General features: G+C 44.1%; 12 protein-coding genes and 4 pseudogenes. 12 read left to right on the forward strand and 4 right to left on the reverse strand.

The genetic code is table 11. From position 1 onward, the window contains the following. A pseudogene (locus tag B9T16_RS13695) lies at window positions 1–264 on the reverse strand (carboxylate-amine ligase); the annotation flags it as partial. 230 nt (window positions 265–494) lie between these two features. Here B9T16_RS13695 and B9T16_RS13700 point away from each other — a divergent pair. The 5 genes from B9T16_RS13700 (at window position 495) to B9T16_RS13720 (ending at window position 11,710) form a co-directional block, all read left to right on the forward strand. Continuing rightward, window positions 495–3,575 carry an SbcC/MukB-like Walker B domain-containing protein gene (locus B9T16_RS13700; protein WP_410245029.1) on the forward strand — a complete coding sequence of 1,027 codons (3,081 nt, stop codon included), beginning with the start codon at window positions 495–497 and terminating at the stop codon, window positions 3,573–3,575. Window positions 3,576–3,744: 169 nt separating this feature from the next. Next, on the forward strand, window positions 3,745–7,737 hold the full coding sequence (locus B9T16_RS13705) for a transporter substrate-binding protein (protein WP_035736014.1): 3,993 nt from the start codon (window positions 3,745–3,747) through the stop codon (window positions 7,735–7,737). A gap of 162 nt (window positions 7,738–7,899) precedes the next feature. Beyond that, a complete protein-coding gene (locus tag B9T16_RS13710) occupies window positions 7,900–8,535 on the forward strand; it encodes a fasciclin domain-containing protein (RefSeq protein WP_235181446.1) in 636 nt (211 codons plus the stop codon). A 183-nt stretch (window positions 8,536–8,718) separates the two neighbouring features. Next, window positions 8,719–9,195 carry a DUF4079 domain-containing protein gene (locus B9T16_RS13715; protein WP_006619370.1) on the forward strand — a complete coding sequence of 159 codons (477 nt, stop codon included), beginning with the start codon at window positions 8,719–8,721 and terminating at the stop codon, window positions 9,193–9,195. Window positions 9,196–9,256: 61 nt separating this feature from the next. Continuing rightward, window positions 9,257–11,710 carry a ComEC/Rec2 family competence protein gene (locus tag B9T16_RS13720; protein ID WP_006619369.1) on the forward strand — a complete coding sequence of 818 codons (2,454 nt, stop codon included), beginning with the start codon at window positions 9,257–9,259 and terminating at the stop codon, window positions 11,708–11,710. 30 nt (window positions 11,711–11,740) lie between these two features. On the opposite strand, the gene B9T16_RS13725 is transcribed toward B9T16_RS13720, so the two are convergent. Continuing rightward, window positions 11,741–11,935, reverse strand: coding sequence for a hypothetical protein (locus B9T16_RS13725; protein ID WP_014274782.1), 195 nt, complete (start codon window positions 11,933–11,935; stop codon window positions 11,741–11,743). A gap of 121 nt (window positions 11,936–12,056) precedes the next feature. Further along, complete coding sequence (gene ilvD, locus B9T16_RS13730; RefSeq protein ID WP_006616382.1) at window positions 12,057–13,739, reverse strand: dihydroxy-acid dehydratase; 1,683 nt, start codon at window positions 13,737–13,739, stop codon at window positions 12,057–12,059. A gap of 319 nt (window positions 13,740–14,058) precedes the next feature. Between ilvD and B9T16_RS13735 the strand changes: the two genes are divergently transcribed. The 7 genes and pseudogenes from B9T16_RS13735 to B9T16_RS13765 all read left to right on the forward strand — a co-directional run. After that, window positions 14,059–14,883, forward strand: coding sequence for a pentapeptide repeat-containing protein (locus B9T16_RS13735; protein ID WP_006616381.1), 825 nt, complete (start codon window positions 14,059–14,061; stop codon window positions 14,881–14,883). 423 nt (window positions 14,884–15,306) lie between these two features. Further along, complete coding sequence (locus B9T16_RS13740) at window positions 15,307–15,714, forward strand: hypothetical protein (RefSeq protein WP_006616380.1); 408 nt, start codon at window positions 15,307–15,309, stop codon at window positions 15,712–15,714. An 860-nt stretch (window positions 15,715–16,574) separates the two neighbouring features. Beyond that, a complete protein-coding gene (locus B9T16_RS13745; protein ID WP_410245030.1) occupies window positions 16,575–16,799 on the forward strand; it encodes a reverse transcriptase N-terminal domain-containing protein in 225 nt (74 codons plus the stop codon). 21 nt (window positions 16,800–16,820) lie between these two features. Continuing rightward, entirely contained in the window at window positions 16,821–17,231 is a 411-nt protein-coding gene (locus B9T16_RS13750; RefSeq protein ID WP_014276918.1) for a reverse transcriptase domain-containing protein, read from the forward strand. Then, window positions 17,221–18,394: pseudogene (locus B9T16_RS13755) on the forward strand (group II intron reverse transcriptase). Before B9T16_RS13750 ends, B9T16_RS13755 begins: the two are co-directional and overlap by 11 nt. A gap of 932 nt (window positions 18,395–19,326) precedes the next feature. Beyond that, a complete protein-coding gene (locus B9T16_RS13760) occupies window positions 19,327–19,551 on the forward strand; it encodes a reverse transcriptase N-terminal domain-containing protein (protein WP_410245031.1) in 225 nt (74 codons plus the stop codon). Window positions 19,552–19,572: 21 nt separating this feature from the next. Continuing rightward, window positions 19,573–19,695 (forward strand): annotated as a pseudogene (locus tag B9T16_RS13765) (HNH endonuclease); the annotation flags it as partial. Between the two features lie 19 nt (window positions 19,696–19,714). Here the strand turns inward: B9T16_RS13765 and B9T16_RS13770 are convergent. Next, window positions 19,715–19,960, reverse strand: a pseudogene (locus B9T16_RS13770) (transposase); the annotation flags it as partial.

Raw genomic sequence — 19,960 nt, forward strand, 5'->3', positions numbered from 1 at the left:
GTGAAGGGGTTGGGAGGTGACATAAATTAATCTACCTCTAGGATTTCGTAAACGAGTCAGAGAAAACAGAAATCTCTCCTCATACTGATGAACTCCGGGAATTTTCTGCAATTGCTGCTGATCTAAGGTGAGGGATGGAATGACTAATACATCAAAATCCTCAAATCTCAGGTTTCCCCCTTGACTGAAAGACTCTCGGAGTTGATGTTGCAATGCTTGAAACTGATTTACTATTTCCGGTGGCGATCGATAATCTTCTGTCATAATCGCTGCCCACAATAACAATATTACGATTTTAACAGGTTGGTTGACCTCAGATCGACACCTTTTGATTTGCTGATGTCTTGGTTAGCAATGGTTGGAGAACACCGAGTGAGACAATTAATATAAGCAGCCGGATGGGTCTAGGTTAACATCTGGGATTGATTGGTGCTATAATTATGGTAGGTTCGATCAAACTGATATCAAACTGAATTTAATCTGAATATCGCGATATGATCCCACAGAAACTCACCCTCAAGAATTTTCTCAGTTATCGCGACGCAAGCCTAGATTTTAGTGGCTTGCATACTGCCTGCATTTGTGGACCGAATGGGGCGGGTAAGTCTTCGCTGTTAGAGGCGATCGCATGGTCGATTTGGGGTCAGAGTCGGGCGGGGACTGAAGATGATTTAATTCAAATTGGCGAAACCCAAATGCGGGTAGATTTTATCTTTATTAGTCATGGTAACTTATACCGGGTAATTAGGACTCGCCGCCGAGGTCAGTCGGGTACTCTGGATTTTCAAATCGCACCATTAGAACCGGACAAAAAAGCGGAGCAAATTAAGTTTACTGCCCTGAGTCAAGGGGGAATCCGTAGCACACAACAAAAGATTTTAGAACATCTGCGGCTAGACTACGATACTTTTATTAATTCTGCCTATTTGCGTCAGGGAAAAGCTGATGAGTTTATGTTAAAACGTCCCAGCGATCGCAAAGAAGTTTTAGGCAGCTTACTTAAGTTAGATGAATATGATATTTTAGTGGAGAAAGCCAAAGATATCTCGAAGGAATATAAATTCAAGATTGAGCAATTAGAACAAAGTTTAACTATGGGAGAGTTGGAGACACAAAAACTGCCGGAAATAGTGGCTCAAATCACTGAGTTAGAAGCTACCCTTGGTAAACTTCAGAAACAACAAGAGTCTGACCAAAAGCAACTGCAAACCCGGCGAGAACAACAACAATATCGCCAAACCTGTGAACAACTGCTAGAGGGACAGCGACAACAATATCGCACTACGAAACAAGAATGCGATCGCCTTGAACAGGAAATTGTCGCGACCCAAACTCAACTACAACAATTAGAGAGTATTCGGCAACAACAGGAAGAAATTAAGGCCGGTATTGTGGAATTTCAGACGCTACAAGCTACAGAAGAAACGATGAGTTTGCAGTTTCAAAGTCACCAAAAAATCCAACAGCAACTCCGGGAACTTCAGCAGCAACAACAGGACAAAATCCACCAATTACAACGGGATAAAGACACGATTGAAACTCGCCTGGAATCTCTGCATAAACAGGAACAAGAATATCAAAAGGTGCTAGTTGAACTGCCAGAAGTAGAAGCAGGAATTGCCCAGCTTTCTCAGGCTCGTCTCCGCCTGAATGAGTTAGATAAAATACAAATTGTAGTTACCCCTATTCTGCAAGAACATCAACGGATACAGGGGGAAATAGACCGGGCTCAAGCTCGTCTTAGCGCCCGTTTGGATGAACTGTATGCGTCGATTAATAAAATCCAGAACCGTCTTAAAGACAACCGCCCAGAGTCGGAAAAAGAGTTACAAAATCTTCATCAAACAATTGAAGAAATTGAGAAAAAACGCACCTATCAAACGCGGGTGACAGCTAAGGGTCAATCACACCATAATCAATTAGACAAATTGGCTCATCAACAGCAGGAGTATGAGAAAAAGTTGGCTGAATTAGACCAAAAAATGGAAATGTTAGGGCGTTCTTTTAGTGATGAAAATAAGGGAGAGTTAGCGCCGGTTTGTCCCCTATGCGATCGCCCTTTAGATGAACATCACTGGAATTTGGTGATGGGTAAACACCAAAACCAACAACAGGAAATTCGCGATCGCCTGTGGATAATTAGGGAAGATTTTGCGCGTGCTGAACAGGAAATAGCTGCGTTACGGATTGAATATACAACCTTACAAAGGCAAATATCTAATTATGAAGAATTCCGGGAAAAACGAGGTCAATTACAAGCACGCTTAGAGGGTTTCATTAATGATGAATTGCAACTACAACAGTTGAGAGAGGAAGCTAGTAAAATTGAGCGATCGCTATCTGATGGAAGTCACGCCGCCACACTGTATCAGCAACTGCAACAACTAGATCAGCAACTGCAACAACTAGATTATAATGAACAAAGCCACGCTCTGGCTAGGAATGAAGAAAAGCGCTGGAGGTGGGCAGAAATTAAGCAAATACAAATTCGGGATACCCAGCACAAACTAGGGCATTTACAAGCGGAAAAACCGCCAATGGTAGCACAATTACAGTCGGCATTAGACCAGATAATTTATGAACAAAGCGCCTCGGAATTACAGCAGAGGATTATTCAGCTAAAACAACAGTTAAATGAGAGTGGCTATAATTTGGAAGACCATAATCAAGTCCGGGTTCGGTTGCGTGAGGCACAGGAATGGGTGAGGAAAGCAGAACAATTGAAAGTGGCGGAAAGTCAGTATCCACAAATTCAACAACGGCTGGCTGAGTTACGGCAATTAAATCAAGTGCGATCGCAGGATTTGGCGGGGATAAAATCACAGATATTACTATTAACTAAACAGTTGGAAGATACCCCCAATCCTAGCTTATATATTAGTAACCTAGAGGGAAAAATTCAACAGCAGCGACAACAACTAGACCAATATTTAAGTCAATTGGGAAAGCTGCAACAACAACGAAGCCATTTAGAAAATTTTAGCCAGCAGCAAAGGGAACAAAAACAGGAATTATCCGAATGTCGTCACCAAGCCCTAATTTATAAGGAATTAGCCCAAGCCTTTGGGAAAAATGGTATTCAAGCGTTAATGATTGAAAATGTGTTACCGCAATTAGAAGCGGAAACTAACCAAGTTTTAGCGAGACTTTCGGCGAATCAACTCCATGTACAGTTTGTTACTCAACGGAGTGGACGCAGTGTTACGGCGAAACGGAAAAAGACTAAGTTAATTGATACACTGGATATATTAATTGCTGATGCTAGGGGAACTAGACCCTATGAAACCTATTCTGGTGGCGAGGCGTTTAGGATTAATTTTGCGATTCGATTAGCCCTAGCTAAATTATTAGCGCAAAGGGCGGGATGTGCGCTGCAAATGCTGATTATTGATGAAGGGTTTGGCACCCAAGACGCGGAAGGATGCGATCGCCTAATTGCTGCCATCAATGCGATCGCCCCAGATTTTTCCTGCATTTTAGCTGTCACCCACATTCCCTACCTGAAAGAGGTATTTCAAGCCAAAATAGAAGTCACTAAAACTGCTACTGGTTCACGATTACATCTATCTGTTTAAAATCATGATTGGCAAATATTTGAGGAGCCAGGGGTGGAACTAGAGCATATTATGCCATAGTTAGTTAATATAGTTATATTAGACTAGCTAGACCCCGGCCCGAAAATTTGGGTGCAGCCAGGTCGGAGGTTCCCTTGATATCAATTTTATAAACCGTTAAGCAGTAGCTATGCCAGGTGTACGAGTCGGGATACTGCATTCTTTGAGTGGGACAATGGCAATTAGCGAAGCGCCCCTCAGAGATGCCGAGTTGATGGCCATTCGAGAAATTAACCAAAGTGGAGGAATTCTCGGAAAGTTTATTGAACCTGTTATTGAAGATTGTCAATCAGATCCGGCTTGCTTTGCTCAAAAAGCCAAAAATCTGATTCAGGACAAACAGGTTGTCACCCTCTTTGGGTGTTGGACTTCAGCCAGTCGCCAGGCTGTCAAACCCGTTTTAGAAGAATTGGGGGTGGGGTTGTGGTATCCCGTCCAATACGAAGGACTAGAAGAGTCCCCCAACATTTTTCACACAGGGGCCTGTGCTAATCAACAGGTTGAACCTGCGGTTTCCTGGTTGTTGGAAAATATCGGCAAGCGCTTTTATTTGCTCGGTTCCGATTATACATTCCCCCATACGGTAAGTAAACTGATCAAAATTCAGCTTCAGCAAAATGAAGGCCATGTAGTGGGGGAAGCATATCAACCTTTGGGGGCTAAGGATTTTAGTTCGATTATTGCGCGTATTGTGCGGGCTAAACCTGATGTAGTGTTTAATACGCTGACTGGTGATAGCAATATAGCATTTTATCGACAATTTCAAGCGGCAGGTTTAAGTGCTAAACAAATCCCCGTTTTGGCTATTTCTGTTTCGGAAACTGAATTAAAAAGCATCGGGAATGCGGCGACGGGTCATCTGAGTTGTTGGAGTTATTTTCAGAGTTTAGAGACTCCCGAAAATCGTCGTTTTGTTAAATGTTTTAAGGCGAGATATGGAAGCGATCGCGTTACTAGCGACCCCATAGAAGCCGCCTATAGTCAAGTTTATCTATGGAAACAAGCCGTAGAGTTAGCCGAATCTTTCGACCCGGAAAGGGTACGAATTGCTACATACGGTCAAAGTTTCTCAGCCCCCAGTGGCATTATCCGTATGGAACCCAACCATCATATTAGGAAATTATGCCGCATTGGTAGGGCTAAATCTGATGGTCAGTTTGAGATTATTTACACGAGTCCTCATCGCATTAAACCCTTGCCCTGGTTAGGGTTTGAAGCCAACAATTTTAATGCTTCCGAAATTGTGATTGGCTTACTTGCTGAGGTGAGCCAAAGTATAGAACGTGCCGAAAAACTCAAACAAAAAACCCGCGAATTAGAAGAAACCAGAAAGCAACTTGAACAAGAAATCGAAATCAGAAAACAGGTAGAATCTCAATTGCAAGTGGTTAATGAAGACTTAGAAAATATCGTTGCGGAACGCACCGCCGCCCTGCGAGAATCTAACAATCAACTACTGCAAGAAATTGTCGAGCGTACCAGAGTTGCGGAAGCCCTCAGAATGGCTAATGCTCGACTGCAAGCGGTGTTAGAAGCTGTACCTGGCGCGGTTTCTTGGATTAGTAGCGATTTACGTTATTTGGAAGTTAATCAATCTTTGGCAGACTTATTTAAACTGCCACGAGAAACTTTTGCCAATCAACATATTGGCTTTTTGGGAACGAGTTCGGAATTTAATGACTTTGTTAGTGACCTATTTAATCGTCCTGAAAAAGAAGCTCATCGCGAGGTGCGGACTCATGTGGATAATCAAGAACGCCATTATCTAATTGTAGCTCAAAAATATGATAATAATCGAGCTGTATTTGTGGTGGGAATTGATATTACTCAACGTCGCCAAGCTGAGGAAGAACTCCGCCAAGCTAATATGCGTTTACAAGCGGTTTTAGCAGCGGTTCCTGGTACGGTTTCCTGGGTGACATCAGACTTGCACTATATCGAAGTGAATCAAAAATTAGCTAATTTATATGGCTTACCCAGAGAAGCATTTTCTCATCAACATATTGGTTTTTTAGGGAGAGGTTCTCAGTTTCAGGATTTTCTCCAATATTTCTTTGAAAGTCCGGAATTAGAAGCATATCAAGAAATATCATCTTCCCGAGAAAATGAGGAATATTATTATCTGATTGCTGCTCACAAGTATAATAATAATCAAGCAGCTTTTGTGGTGGGAATTGATATTAGCGATCGCAAACGTGCAGAAGCCGCCTTAAAAACGACTCAAGACCAGTTAGAAGCGGTGTTAAATGTGGTACCTGGAACAGTATCTTGGATTGATTATAACAAACGTTATTTAGGGGTTAATCAATACCTAGCCCAAACCTTCGACCTCCCCGCCGAGGCATTTATTGGTCAGCACATCGGTTTTCTGAAAGCTAGTCCCGAATTTAATGGATTTGTGGAAGATTTCTTTAATAGTGGGAATTTTGAAGCCTATAAAGAAGTGACATCTTATATTAAAAATGAACCCAGAGATTACCTAATTGCCGCCCGCAAATATAACAGCGGTAGTGCTGCCTTTTTTGTAGGTATTGACATTACAGACCGTCGGCGCGCAGAAGAAGCCTTAAAACAGGCAGAATCCAACTATCGTAGCATCTTTGAAAATGCCCTAGAAGGAATATTTCAAACCACCCCAGAAGGTCGTTATATCAGCGCTAATCCCGCCTTAGCCAGGATTTACGGCTACGAATCCCCGACCATATTAATGACCAATTTAACCGATATTCAATCCCAACTGTATATCGACCCCAAGCGCCGCCAGGAATTTGTTGATCTCTTAGAAAGCCAAGGTTCCGTAGTAGATTTTGAGTCCCAAATTCGAAGGATAGATGGTCAAGTTCGTTGGATTTCGGAAAATGCCACCGCCGTCCGTAGTCCCCAGGGAGAAATTCTTTATTATGAAGGAACTGTCGAAGATATTACCGATCGCAAACTAGGACAAATCGGTCTCCAACAAGCCAAAGACGAACTAGAAAATCGGGTAGCCGAACGCACCGCCGCCTTACAAGAAGCCAACCATCGCCTAATCATAGAAGTGGCCGAAAGACGAAGGATAGAAGCAGCCTTACGAGCCTCAGAAGCCGAATTGCGAGCCTTGTTTGCAGCCATGACCGACGTGATCGCCGTTTTTGATGGAGAGGGACGCTATAAGAAAATAGTCACCACTAACGCGGAAGTAGTCTATACACCTAGTAGCGATTTACTGGGAAAAACGGTGTTTGACATATTTCCGATTCCCCAAGCACAACTTTTTTACGAAAATATCCAGAAAGTGATTCAAACTGGAGAAACCATCAACCTAGAATACAGTATGCAATTAGCACCCCCAGAACCAGGACAGCAGGGGCCTGTTAATATCTTACCCTCTGCAACTGATGCTGATCTGGTGTGGTTTGCTGCGACAGTTTCCCCTATGCCAGACAATAGCGTAATTTGGGTGGCTCGTAATACTACGGAGCGCCGCCGGGTTTTAGATGCTTTGCGGGTTGAACAACAAAAATCTGAGCGGCTGCTGTTGAATATTTTGCCTCGCTCTATTGCGGAACGTTTAAAACAGAGCCCCCATTCTATTGCAGAACGCTTTGACCAAGCAACAGTCATGTTTGCAGATTTGGTCAATTTTACCGGGTTTTCGGCGCGGATATCCCCCACCGAATTGGTGGATTTACTCAATGATATATTTTCCTGTTTTGATGAACTGGCTCAAAAACACCAACTCGAGAAAATTAAGACTATTGGGGATTCCTATATGGTAGTGGGAGGTTTACCGACTCCTGTAGAGAATCATGCAGAGGCGATCGCTCACATGGCCCTAGATATGCAGCGAGAAATTGTCCGTTTCCGTCGCCAAGACGGCGAACCTTTCAATTTACGCATTGGGATTAATACCGGACCCGTGGTCGCCGGGGTAATTGGGACTCGCAAATTTATCTACGACCTGTGGGGGGATGCTGTCAATGTCGCCTCCCGTATGGAGTCTCAAGGGGAAGTAGGACGAATTCAGATCACCGCCGCCACCAAAGCCATACTCAAGGATAATTTTATTTTTGAGGAACGGGGTGTAATTGATGTCAAAGGAAGAGGCAAAATGGTGACATTCTGGCTCAAAGACCGTCGTTAATCCTGCCAACCAATACCCTAGGGCAGAGAACAGCGGACATGGGTAAAGGATAACAAGCATGGGACTTGACAGAGAGTAAAGTTGTGTTAATATAAGTTGAATTAAGTGAAAAATATGTAAACAATTCTGTAGAAAACTCTCATAAGGAAAACTATGACTTTGATGGCTAAACGGCTTTTGATCCTGTTAGTTACCCTAGGTGGTACAGCATTTTTGGCAGCTTGTGGCGAACCTACTGCCACCGAAACCCAAGGCGAACCTACCGAACAAATTGCCGAAACCAGTGAACCAGTAACCGCTGAAACCGTTTCTGATGAAACTATCGAAGCCCAAGCAGAACCCGCTGGGGAAGAAATGGCTGCTGTAGTTGACTCAGACCCCACAGAAACCATTGTCGGTATTGCTAGTGGCGAGAGCCAATTCAGCACTCTGGTAGCGGCTTTAGAAACGGCCGAATTAGCCGAAATCCTTTCTGGGGAAGGACCTTTCACCGTTTTTGCTCCCACTGACGAAGCATTTGCGGCTCTACCAGAAGGCACAGTTGAAGAACTTCTCAAACCCGAAAATCGTGATCAACTGGTTCAAATTCTTACCTATCACGTTGTCCCCTCCCAAGTTCTGTCTGCTAACATCAGTGATGGGTCTGTTGAAACCGTTGCCGGAATGCCCTTAACTATTACTGTTATGGACGGTACTGTAATGGTGAATGAAGCCAGTGTCATTCAAGCTGACATTTTAGGCAGCAATGGGGTTATTCATGCCGTTGACACGGTAATTTTACCTGGTGTGGTCGAATAAGTTTTAACTTGGCTTGATGTGAGTGTTTAACTATAGACAAGGTTTCACTCACACCATACTTATAAACCCGCCCTTATTAGTCAATAGTGGGGGCGGGTTTTCAGTTAATCAAAGATTGATAATGGCTCAACAAACATTTATAATCTGGATTGATAGCGGATAGAGAAGAGAACCAGATCCAGTATGGACATCAGAGGCTTATTAGAACCGATCGCCAATTTTTTTGCGGGTTTAGGAGTTCCCGAACCCATTGTTCATTGGGGACACCCCCTAATGATGGGAATTGTAATTTTTGTGATGGGTAGTTTTGTTGGTTATACTGGCTGGCAGGGACGTTTAGCCACAGACCAAGAGGCGGCGATCGCTTCTCGGTCTAGCCACCGAAAACTTGCCCCTTTTATGACCCTATTTATGGCTTTAGGCTTTAGCGGCGGGCTACTATCCTTAATTATGCAGGGACAACCGATTTTTGAAAGTCCCCATTTTTGGACCAGTACCGCAGTTTTGGGTCTATTAGGAATCAACGGCGCTATTTCCCTCAGCAAATTTGGCGGAAACCAAGACCAATGGCGCAAGGCTCATGCTTATATTGGCAGTGTCGCCCTATTAGTGATGGTGATTCACACCGTACTCGGTCTAAAATTGGGATTATCCATTTAGCAAACAATCAGGGTTGGTTTCTAACCCAACCCTAACCAGTCCTTAAAGACTTCCAGGACAGATGAACCAAACGGCTGCGATCGCCCTAGGATTAGCCTATATTGTTGGATTACTCATGGCGAACTTTACCTGGGGAGGATATTTTCTCCTAGGGGTCGGGATAGCCATGGCAATTCTGACAACCATTTGGCAATATAAACTCCGTCGCCGTCTCAGCGATCAACTCACTTCCACCACAAACCGCTCTTTAAGGCAAGCTAGACAAAAGAAATCCGACCCAGATAGGCGCTCCATCCCCCGACCTCCTATCCCTAGAACCCTTTGGCTACTAGCTGGATTAATAGGCTTCCTCGCTACCCTATATTTTCAACTACAAACTCCACAACCAGGACCTAATGACATTAGCAGATTAATTGTCAGCGGTGGTAATGCCGAAAACCTGGTAATGACCGTCTGGGGAAGGGTGATTAGTTCACCACGGGTCACTCGTTCAGGAAATGTCCAGTTTTGGCTACAGGCTAACCTTGTTAACCAGATTACCAGTAATGATCAGAACAGCCCGGTTCAGGTTAACAAAACAGTTACAGGTAAACTTTATGTTACCGTGCCAATTCTACAAGCCACAGGCTTACAAGGCAACGAAACTGTTTCTGTGACCGGAACTTTATATGCACCAAAACCCCCCTTAAATCCTGGTAGCTTTGATTTTAAAGCCTATCTCGCCAGACAAGGGGGATTTGCGGGAATGTATGGTCGCCATCTCTCTATTAACACCACCCCTAGCTGGGGACTGTCTAGGGTGCGACAGCGAATTGTCAGGGCTCAGGTTCAAGGTTTGGATGTTACCAAAGGCACACTATTATCAGCCATGGTTTTGGGGCGGCGGGCTGTGGATATCTCCCCAGAAATTAGCGATCGCTTTGTCCGAGTCGGTTTAGCTCATACTTTAGCCGCTTCTGGGTTTCATGTCTCTTTACTTCTGGGCGTAGTCCTAGCTTTAACAGCCCGCTGGTCTCCTAAGTTGAGATTTGTTTTTGGTGCAATTATCCTATTGTTATATGTCGGATTAACTGGGGGTTCAGCTTCCGTGCTGCGAGCCGCTTTAATGGGGTTAGCTGCCTTGGTAGGTTTCGTCATGAACCGACAGGTGCGACCCTTGGCGGTGTTATTGGCTGTGGCAGTTTTCCTATTATTATGGAATCCTCTATTAATTCAAGACTTAGGCTTTCAATTTAGCTTTTTGGCAACTCTGGGACTATTGGTGACTGTACCACCTTTGATGCGATCGCTACAATGGCTTCCCCCTGTAATTGCTAGTTGTATAGCAGTTCCTATCGCCGCCGCCATTTGGATTCTTCCCCTACAAATATATGTGTTTAATTTGGTATCACCATTCAGTATTTTTGTCAATATTTTAGCCGTGCCTTTCATTACGGTAATTACCCTAGGAGGAATGCTAACCGCAGTGGTAGCTCTCATCTGGCCCTGGGCGGCTTCGGTTCTAGTATCCGGTTTATATTACCCCCTACAAGGGTTAATTTATATAGTCGAATTTTTTAATAATTTACCTGGTAATTCCATCGCCGTAGGCACTCTGTCTCTGGCACAATTAATCGGTTTATATAGTATTAATATATGGCTGTGCTTATCGCCGATAATCAGGCCAGCAAAAGCAAGTCAAACTGACCATAATAAAAGAACGAGAATTAATGCCCGATTTTATCAGGTTTTGGCTGGTATATTAATGGCGATCGCTATCATAACTCTGCCCATGGCTTATGCTCAATTTACCCAATTTCGAGTCACCGTTTTAGCTACCGCCGAAAAACCTATTCTTGTGGTGGAAGACCGCGATCGCGTTTTGTTAGTAAATGCCGGGGATGAACGCACAGTTAAATTTACGGTTTTGCCCTTTTTACTAAGGCAGGGCATTAATCAAATTGATTGGGCTATCCTGACTCACCCTCAGCTAGGCTTAACTATCGGTTTCCCACATATTTTAGACACTTTACCAATTCAGAAATTTTATGATACTCCCGCTTCTAAGAATGCTTATCAAGTTAGCGCCCAGGCTATTCAAAATAAAATTGTTACTGCCCAAGGGGAATATCTAACGCTTCCAGTTCAGCAAAACTTAGATTTAGGTGAAACTCAGGTTAAACTGATTAATCCTGATGTGCCTCTGGTGGAATTTATCATGAGCGATCGCCGCTGGTTACTCATGGGAAATATCCCCAAAGAACAACAATCACAATTGTTACAACAGCACGATTTATCCGCCGTTGATGTCCTCTGGTGGTTAGGTAACGATTTGGATTCTCAACTACTAGACACCCTCAAACCTCAAGTAGCGATCGCCACCACCCATACCCTCAGTCCTGAAACATCTCAAATGCTTGAAAATCTTAACATTCAACTATTTTGGACTGGGCGAGATGGGGCACTACATTGGACACCACAGCAGGGCTTTTCCCCTACCATTACTGCCGACCAAACAGTTGACTCTTTTTTTTGACACTCCCAGCTAATCATACTGTAGGGTGCGTCAGACACCGAGAATTATCATCAAAGCCCGGATAATTGATTTCTGACGCACCAGACACCGAGAATTATCATCAAAACCCGGATAATTGATTGAGGTGCGTAGCGCCGATAATGATTCGGTGAGTACCGTAGGGTGCGTCAGACACCGAGAATTATCATCAAAGCCCGGATAATTGATTTCTGACGCACCAGACACCGAGAATTATCATCAAAGCCCGGATAATTGATTGAGGTGCGTAGCGCCGATAATGATTCGGTGAGGATTTAGATAGCCTGCTTCTGACGCACCCTACGAAAATGATTAAGTCGAACCGAGGTTACAAATTAGAATCCGTGACCGCGCCGCGACTGCTAGTAGATACCAACTTAGCATACTTAGCCAGGACTCCCCTAGTATAGCGAGGTTGACGAGGCTGCCATGCTTCCCGTCGCGCCTGTAATTCCTCATCCGTGATATTAACTTGTAATAGGCGGGCTTTAGCATCAATAGTAATACTATCGCCCTCCTTAACTAAGGCGATCGCACCTCCCACCGCCGCCTCTGGTGCCACATGACCCACAACCAGACCATAGGTTCCCCCAGAGAAGCGACCATCAGTAATCAGCCCCACAGAATCCCCCAAACCAGCCCCAATAATAGCCGAAGTAGGAGCAAGCATCTCCCGCATTCCCGGACCTCCTTTCGGTCCCTCATAGCGGACAATAATCACATCTCCGGGATTAATTGAACCCGCCAGAATTGCCTCAAGACATTCCTCCTCCGACTCAAACACCCTAGCCGGTCCAGTAATTTGAGGATTTTTCACCCCAGTAATTTTAGCCACCGCCCCCTCTGAAGCCAGATTACCTTTAAGAATAGCCAAATGTCCCTGAGCATACATAGGATTATCCCAAGGGCGAATCACCTCCTGGTTAGGGTCAGGTTCAGTCGGGATATCAGCCAACTGTTGGGCAATAGTTTGACCAGTAATTGTCAAAGCATCACCATGCAACAAACCATGTTCCAACAACATTTTCATCACCAGGGGAACTCCCCCGGCTTGGTGAAATTCCGTAGTGACAAACCGACCACTAGGTTTGAGGTCGCACAATACCGGAACCCGTTGTCGCATAGTTTCAAAATCATCCAGAGTTAGTTCTACCCCCATAGAACTGGCGATCGCCAGTAAGTGTAGCACCGCATTAGTAGAACCCCCCACAGCCATAATCACCGCCATAGCATTTTCAAAAGCATCACGGGTGAGAATTTGGCTCGGTAAAATCTGTTTCCGAATCGCCTCAGCCAATACAAACGCCGATTGTTCAGTGCTTTCGGCTTTTTCCGCATCTTCAGCCGCCATAGTCGAAGAGTACATCAAACTCATCCCCATAGCCTCAAAAGCTGACGACATAGTATTAGCCGTAAACATACCACCACAGGAACCCGCCCCAGGACAAGCATTACGTTCAATCCCCAGTAATTCCTCATCAGGGATTTTCCCAGCGCTATGTTGTCCCACCGCTTCAAAGGCACTAACCACAGTGAGGTCACAGCCATTGTAGTGACCCGGTTTGATAGTTCCCCCGTAAACAAAAATTGCCGGAATATTCATGCGAGCAATGGCAATCATCGCCCCAGGCATATTTTTATCACATCCGCCAATAGCTAACACCCCATCCATACTCTGACCATTACAGACAGTTTCTATGGAATCGGCAATTACATCCCGCGACACTAGGGAATATTTCATCCCTTCCGTACCCATAGAGATACCATCACTGATAGTAATGGTTCCAAACAGTTGGGGCATAGTTCCCGATTGTCTCAAGGCCGCTTCTGCCCGCAATGCTAAATCATTTAAGCCCATATTGCACGGAGTAATGGTACTATAACCATTAGCAATGCCCACAATGGGTTTATTGAAATCCTCATCACCAAAGCCTACAGCCCTTAACATAGCCCGGTTAGGGGTTCGCTGGTTGCCCTGGGTAATCGCTTTACTTCTGAAATTATCTGACATCTCTGCTTTCCTGTTTCTACTAAATCTTGGGGGGTTGACCTGTTTTTTCTGGTATCTTTCCCTAATGATCCTATAATTTACCAGGTTCGTGATGCTATAGCGATCGCTAATTTGGGGCAGATAATCACCAGTGTCCCTCAAATTCTAAACTATCACCTCAGATGTGCCATTTTCAGGAGATGATGGTTATATACAGGTTATGACTACGCGATTGGACATATAGCCCTGAAAGTCGGGAAACTTGTTGAAATCATAATTCTGAGGGGTTTTAGCCCACAACTGGTTAATACTGCAATACTGATAATGAGGTTAATTAAACATGGAGGTTGAGGAGCTACTCAAACAATATGCCGCAGGTGAAAGAATGTTTCGGTCTGTGAACCTGGTTGGGGTCAATCTCAGCGATATGGATCTGCGAGAGGTTAGCTTTATCAGGGCTAATCTCGAAAATACTAGCTTCATTAATACTAATCTAAGTGGCTCTAATTTCCGTGAGTCTAAATTGATGGGAGTCGATCTCACTGATGCTCAACTGGCTGATGCTAACCTGATTAGCGCTAATTTAACTGATGCTAATTTTTCTAGGGCTAATCTAACCGGGGCTAGTATGCGGGGGTCTATCTCCAAAAATGTCACCTTAAATATGGCTAATCTTACTGATGCTAATTTGGCTGAGGCTAATTTTACTGAAGCCAATTTTATTGGGGCTCATCTTGTTAACAGCACTTTGATCCGAACTAATTTGTTAAAGGCAAATTTGAGTGGTGCTAACTTGGATGGGGCTAATCTTACTAATGTGATTATGCGCGATTCTACCCTTGAGGGTGCTAATTTATCCAATGCTACCCTCAGTGGCGCGATGCTGATGGGAGCAAATTTTCATCAAGCTGATTTGAGTCGGGTTACTATGGTGGGGGCTGATTTAACTGATGCTAACCTCAGTGAAGCCAACCTACGGGCGGCTAATATCAGTTGGACCAGTTTAAGGGGGGCTAATATGAGTCGCGCCCGACTTTATCGCACTAAACTCAATTGGTCTAATCTCAGTGGCGTTAATTTGATTGAGGCTGTCATGTTGGACACGGTACTCTACCGCGCTAATTTGCGTGATGCTGATTTGCGGGGCGCTATTTTACCTGATTAATTAGCCTTTAGGGCGAGAATCCCGCAATAATTAGGGGAATTAATATCAGGGCTGTTAACACCACTGTTACTGTGATCGGATCTATCTCGGGCTTTGGTTGCGGATTGCTCATGATTATTACTTAGTGCTACAGGACATCAAAATTAGTCTTTCTGACTCCCCCTTGGTTAATTAGTCTAACTTAGAGAAAATTGGGTTTCTATACTATCGACTGGGTAATTATAGCATAGTGTCTCAAATTTGTATATATTTATGCTCCATAAGTTCTGATGGAAATCCGGCTCTATACCATGATCAATATGGTTGAATTGCCATTGAGGTTTGAGAAACTATTTCGGATGTTAATATTTGTTAATGTGGCTAGAGTGAACCCGACAGAGTATGCTACAAGGTTGAATTAATTTGTGGTGAGGAGTAATTCCAATGCAGTGGACAAATACATTAAATTTCATTGCCGCTACCCCAACTATTATTGGTATAAGTGTTTTAGGAGTTGCTGTTCCTAAAGCCTTGGCTGATATTGTCTGTCGGGGAACTATTTTCCGGACCGACGCAGATAACCTATCTTTTTCTGTTCCCTGGAGTCCTAATACTGGCTTTGAACAGGAAGTAGAGTTTCGTAATGCTCGGACGGGTGCGGGTATCGCTCAATCTTCCCGTTTAAAATTCGATCGCACAAATGATCAGGGTCAACGGCTTTATCGTGGCAATGTCAGCGGTATGGCTAGTGTCACTTTAATTGATTTGGCAGAGTTTCAACCTAGACCCGGAACTAAAGTTTCCGTATCCTATGATGGTCAATGGGGACGCGGAACCTGTTCTGGTCTTTAGTATCTTCGATCGCTTAATGTGCCTTATCCTCATCTCTGTGGCAGATATTCCGAAGTTGACAGGGACGTGATCAAACTTAACAATAGGTGTCACTTGACAATTCAGGTTATCGTGTTCTGTGCTAGAAATTAGGTAGAGGTGCGAGACGTTCAGGCATGAAATAAGGTTGAAATACCTGAAATAACCGCCTGGTGGGGACTTCAACCCCTTGATTGAATATAAGGAGCGCACTCCTGACCATCCTCATAACTGTTTATATGTCCCAACGATTAGTATCCCACGATACAAATCAAGGCAGGGAACCCAAGGTCAAAACAAACTAACCCATACAAATTCCTTATAGTAATCTTAGAAATAGATAAGTATAAGTTAGGAAGTTAGGGTAACGGCGATAGCCACCCCCAGTTTTGGGAATCACAACCCCAGGATTGAAGCGGGGAACGGAAGGCTCCGAGATGTAACCTAACATCAGAAGTGAGACCACTGCCAACCATCCATGATTAGGGAAACCGAATGTTCGGCTTGAACCATCGTAAGAAGTAAGTAGCGAAATAGGTTTGATACGCTGCGCCCAAAAGGGTAAGGGGAAAAGTAGGAGTTTTGTATTTACTACCTATACAGACCTTTAAAAGTACCCCGGTGGATAGGACAAATCTAAAGATGGAATGCCCATATAAACGGAACGTTTTAAGTCCTCCTGGACTCTGATTATCTGGTCGAGATATCAGTAGGGATAAGTGTAACCGCAAGTCCTAGAGGATGTGAGATGTGACCAGAAGCCAACGCCCTGCTGTAATGGTAGGGATATGCTAACAGGTCACGGTTTGATTGTAAAGAAATAGAATCTAGTAGGTGTACATATGGCGATAGCGAGTTCAAAGAAAGGGTTTGGAAAACCAAAACCAATCAAGACTACGAACAACGCATGGAAGACAATCCCATGGACTAAGGTTCAACGGAAAATATTCAAGCTCCAAAAGAGTATATTTCAAGCAGCTAAATCGGGACAAGATGCAAAAGCTAGAAGGTTGCAACGTCTATTGGTGAAATCATATTATGCCCGGCTCCTAGCAGTGCGGCTGTAGGGGCGGGTTCCACGGTCAGCCATGCTTCCCAACAGTCAGCTTAATAAACCCGCCCCCCAAGCGGGTCAAGGCAAGAAAACAGCCGGTGTTGATGGAGTAAGAGTAATCTCTCCAAGACAAAGGTTTGAACTGGTCAAGAACATTAAGGGAAACCTCAAAGCAAAACCACTGCGACGGGTTTGGATTCCAAAACCTGGTAAAAATGAAAAACGCCCGCTAGGAATACCCACAATCCAAGATAGAGCAAGGCAAGCCTTGGTTAAATCGGCTCTCGAACCTGAATGGGAATCGAGATTTGAAGGCACGAGCTATGGGTTCCGTCCTGGACGGTCAGCCCAAGACGCAATTAGCAGAATTTATATTGCCATAAATCAAGGACAATACTATGTTCTTGACGCGGATATAGCAAAATGCTCTTACCGTGAACCATGAATACCTACTGTCCAAAATTCATTGTTCAAGCAGCCTAAAGAGAGACCTAAAACAATGGCTCAAATCGGGGGTGCTGGATAACGGCGTATTTGAGGATACAGAAACAGGAACACCTCAATGAGGGGTAATAAGTCCAATACTCGCCAACATCGCACTGTTGGGAATGGAAAGGCTAGTTAAAGGAATGTATCCAAACAAAGGTACAGCCACCCAGGTGAACCTTATAAGATATGCCGATGATTTTGTGGTCATCTCCAAAGACCTAGGAATCATTGAACAGTGCAAAACTGCTATTTCTGAATGGCTAAAACCTGTAGGACTAGAAATAAAACCTGAAAAGACTCGAATCTGTCATACACTCAAAACTATTGAGTATGGTGGCAAGACCGAAGAACCTGGGTTTGAATTTCTAGGATTCAATATCAGGCAATATCCGATAGGAAAATATAAATCTGGGAAAACGGGGGGAATGGCAAGACGATTAATCGGTCACAAAACCCATATAAAACCCAGCCAAAAAGCAGTCAAAGCCCACACTGAAGTGATTAAGGGTGTAATTAAACAACATAAGACAGCACCCCAATCAGCCCTGATAAGTAGACTAAACCCAATTATAAGAGGATGGGCAAACTATTACTCAGCGGTAGTCTCAACAGAGACCTTCAATAAGCTAGACTTCATAATCTGGCAAATGTTACGGGCATGGACAGTATCAAGATGCGGAAAGGCAAGTCACGAAAAGCTAAGTAAATATTTCAGACATGGAACAATTAAACTTAGCAATGGGAAAGAAAGACACGAAAATTGGCTGTTCCAAACCAAAGATGGGTTACATCTGTTCAATCACAATTGGACTCCAATTATCAGACATACCCTAATACTCCCCGACGCAACACCATACGACGGAAACTGGACTTACTGGGCAACCAGGAAAGGACAAGCAATCGACACGCCAATTAGGGTAGCAAAACTACTCAAAAAACAAAAAGGTAGATGTACCTGGTGCGGGCAATTCTTTACCCCATCAGACTTAATAGAAGTAGACCACATTGTACCTAGAAGCCAAGGCGGAAAGGATGAATACAAGAATCTTCAATTACTACATCGCCATTGTCACGATGATAAAACAGCTCTTGATGAAAGAGACGTTGCTGTACTCTTAACAAGGAGACGGTCAAACTAGGAGCCGTATGAGGTGAAAGTCTCAAGTACGGTTCTGAATGGGAGGGGTAGACCGTGAGGTCTATCTCGACCCCTAATATTTAACCGGGAAAAATCTGGCTATTGCCCATTTAAATATCTGGGCATCGGACTAATTAAGATGATAATGAATAATTGATAGGTGCGAGACGTTCAGACGTAAATAGGCTGCAATGCTGAAATAACCGTCTGGTAGGGACTTCAGCCCCTCGGCTGAATACAAGGATGCACTCCTGACCATCCCTATAACTGTTTATATGTCCCGAAATTTTGTATAATCCTATACAAAATAAGGCTGGAAACCCAAGGTAAAAACACTCTGTAACAATTATTAATATTTCTTAACAATTAGAGGGACGGGAAACCGAACCAAAAAGAAACAGGGAAACCGAACAAGGAATAGACGGAACAGAGATGAGGGTAACGGCGATAGCCACCCCCAGTTTCAAGATTCACAAACTTGGGATTGAAGCGGGGAACGGAAGGCTCCGAGGTATAACCTAATACCAGAAACGAGACCACTGCCAACCATCCATGATTAGGGAAACCGAATGTCCGGTTTTAACCATCGTTAATTCATAGTAGCGAAACAGCTTGAAACGCTGCGCTCAAAAGAGCAAGGGGAAAAGTAGGAAGCTCTAACCACTACCTACACAGACCTTTAAAATTACCCCGGTGGAGAGGACAAATCTAAAGATGGAAAGCCCATATAAACGGAACGTTTTAAGTCCTCCTAGACTCTGATTATCTGGTCGAGATATCAGTAGGGATAAGTGTAACCGCAAGTCTTAGAGGATGTGAGATGTGACCAGAAGCCAACGCCCTATTGTAATGATAGGGATATGCTAACGGGTCACGGTTTGAATGTAATAAGTAGAGTCTAGTAGGTGTATAGATGGCGATAGCGAGTTTAAAGAAAGGATTTGAGAAATCAAAACCAATCAAGACTACGACCAACACATGGAAGACAATCCCATGGGCGAAAGTTCAGCGGAAAGTTTTCAAGCTCCAAAAGAGTATATTTCAAGCAGCTAAATCGGGACAGGATGCAAAGGCTAGAAGGTGGCAACGTCTATTGGTGAAATCATATTATGCCCGACTCTTAGCAGTTCGGCTGTAGGGGCGGGTTCCACGGTCAGCCATGCTTCCCAACAGTCAGCTTAATAAACCCGCCCCCCAGGCGGGTCAAGGCAAGAAGACAGCCGGAGTTGATGGAGTAAGAGCAATCTCTTCAAAACAAAGGTTCGAGCTTGTTAAGAACATTATAGCACTCGTCAATACGGTTAGGACGCAGCCTTGAGAACAGAATCCATGGCATCATCGAGAGAATCAAACTGCTCACGTGCAATGGCGAATGCGGGCTTTCAACCACGACCAACATTTCTCTATCTTGTTGAGGTCTGGCGAATAAGGTGGTAGATAGAGCAAACGGCATTGAGCCGCCTCCACTAGCTCAGGAATCCGTCCCCCTTTATGAAACGTTGCATTGTCTAGCACTAGAGTCTGACCTGGCTTCAGTGTTGGAATTG

This window comes from Arthrospira sp. PCC 8006 (assembly GCF_046480465.1).
GTDB classification, from domain to species: Bacteria; Cyanobacteriota; Cyanobacteriia; order Cyanobacteriales; family Microcoleaceae; genus Limnospira; species Limnospira platensis.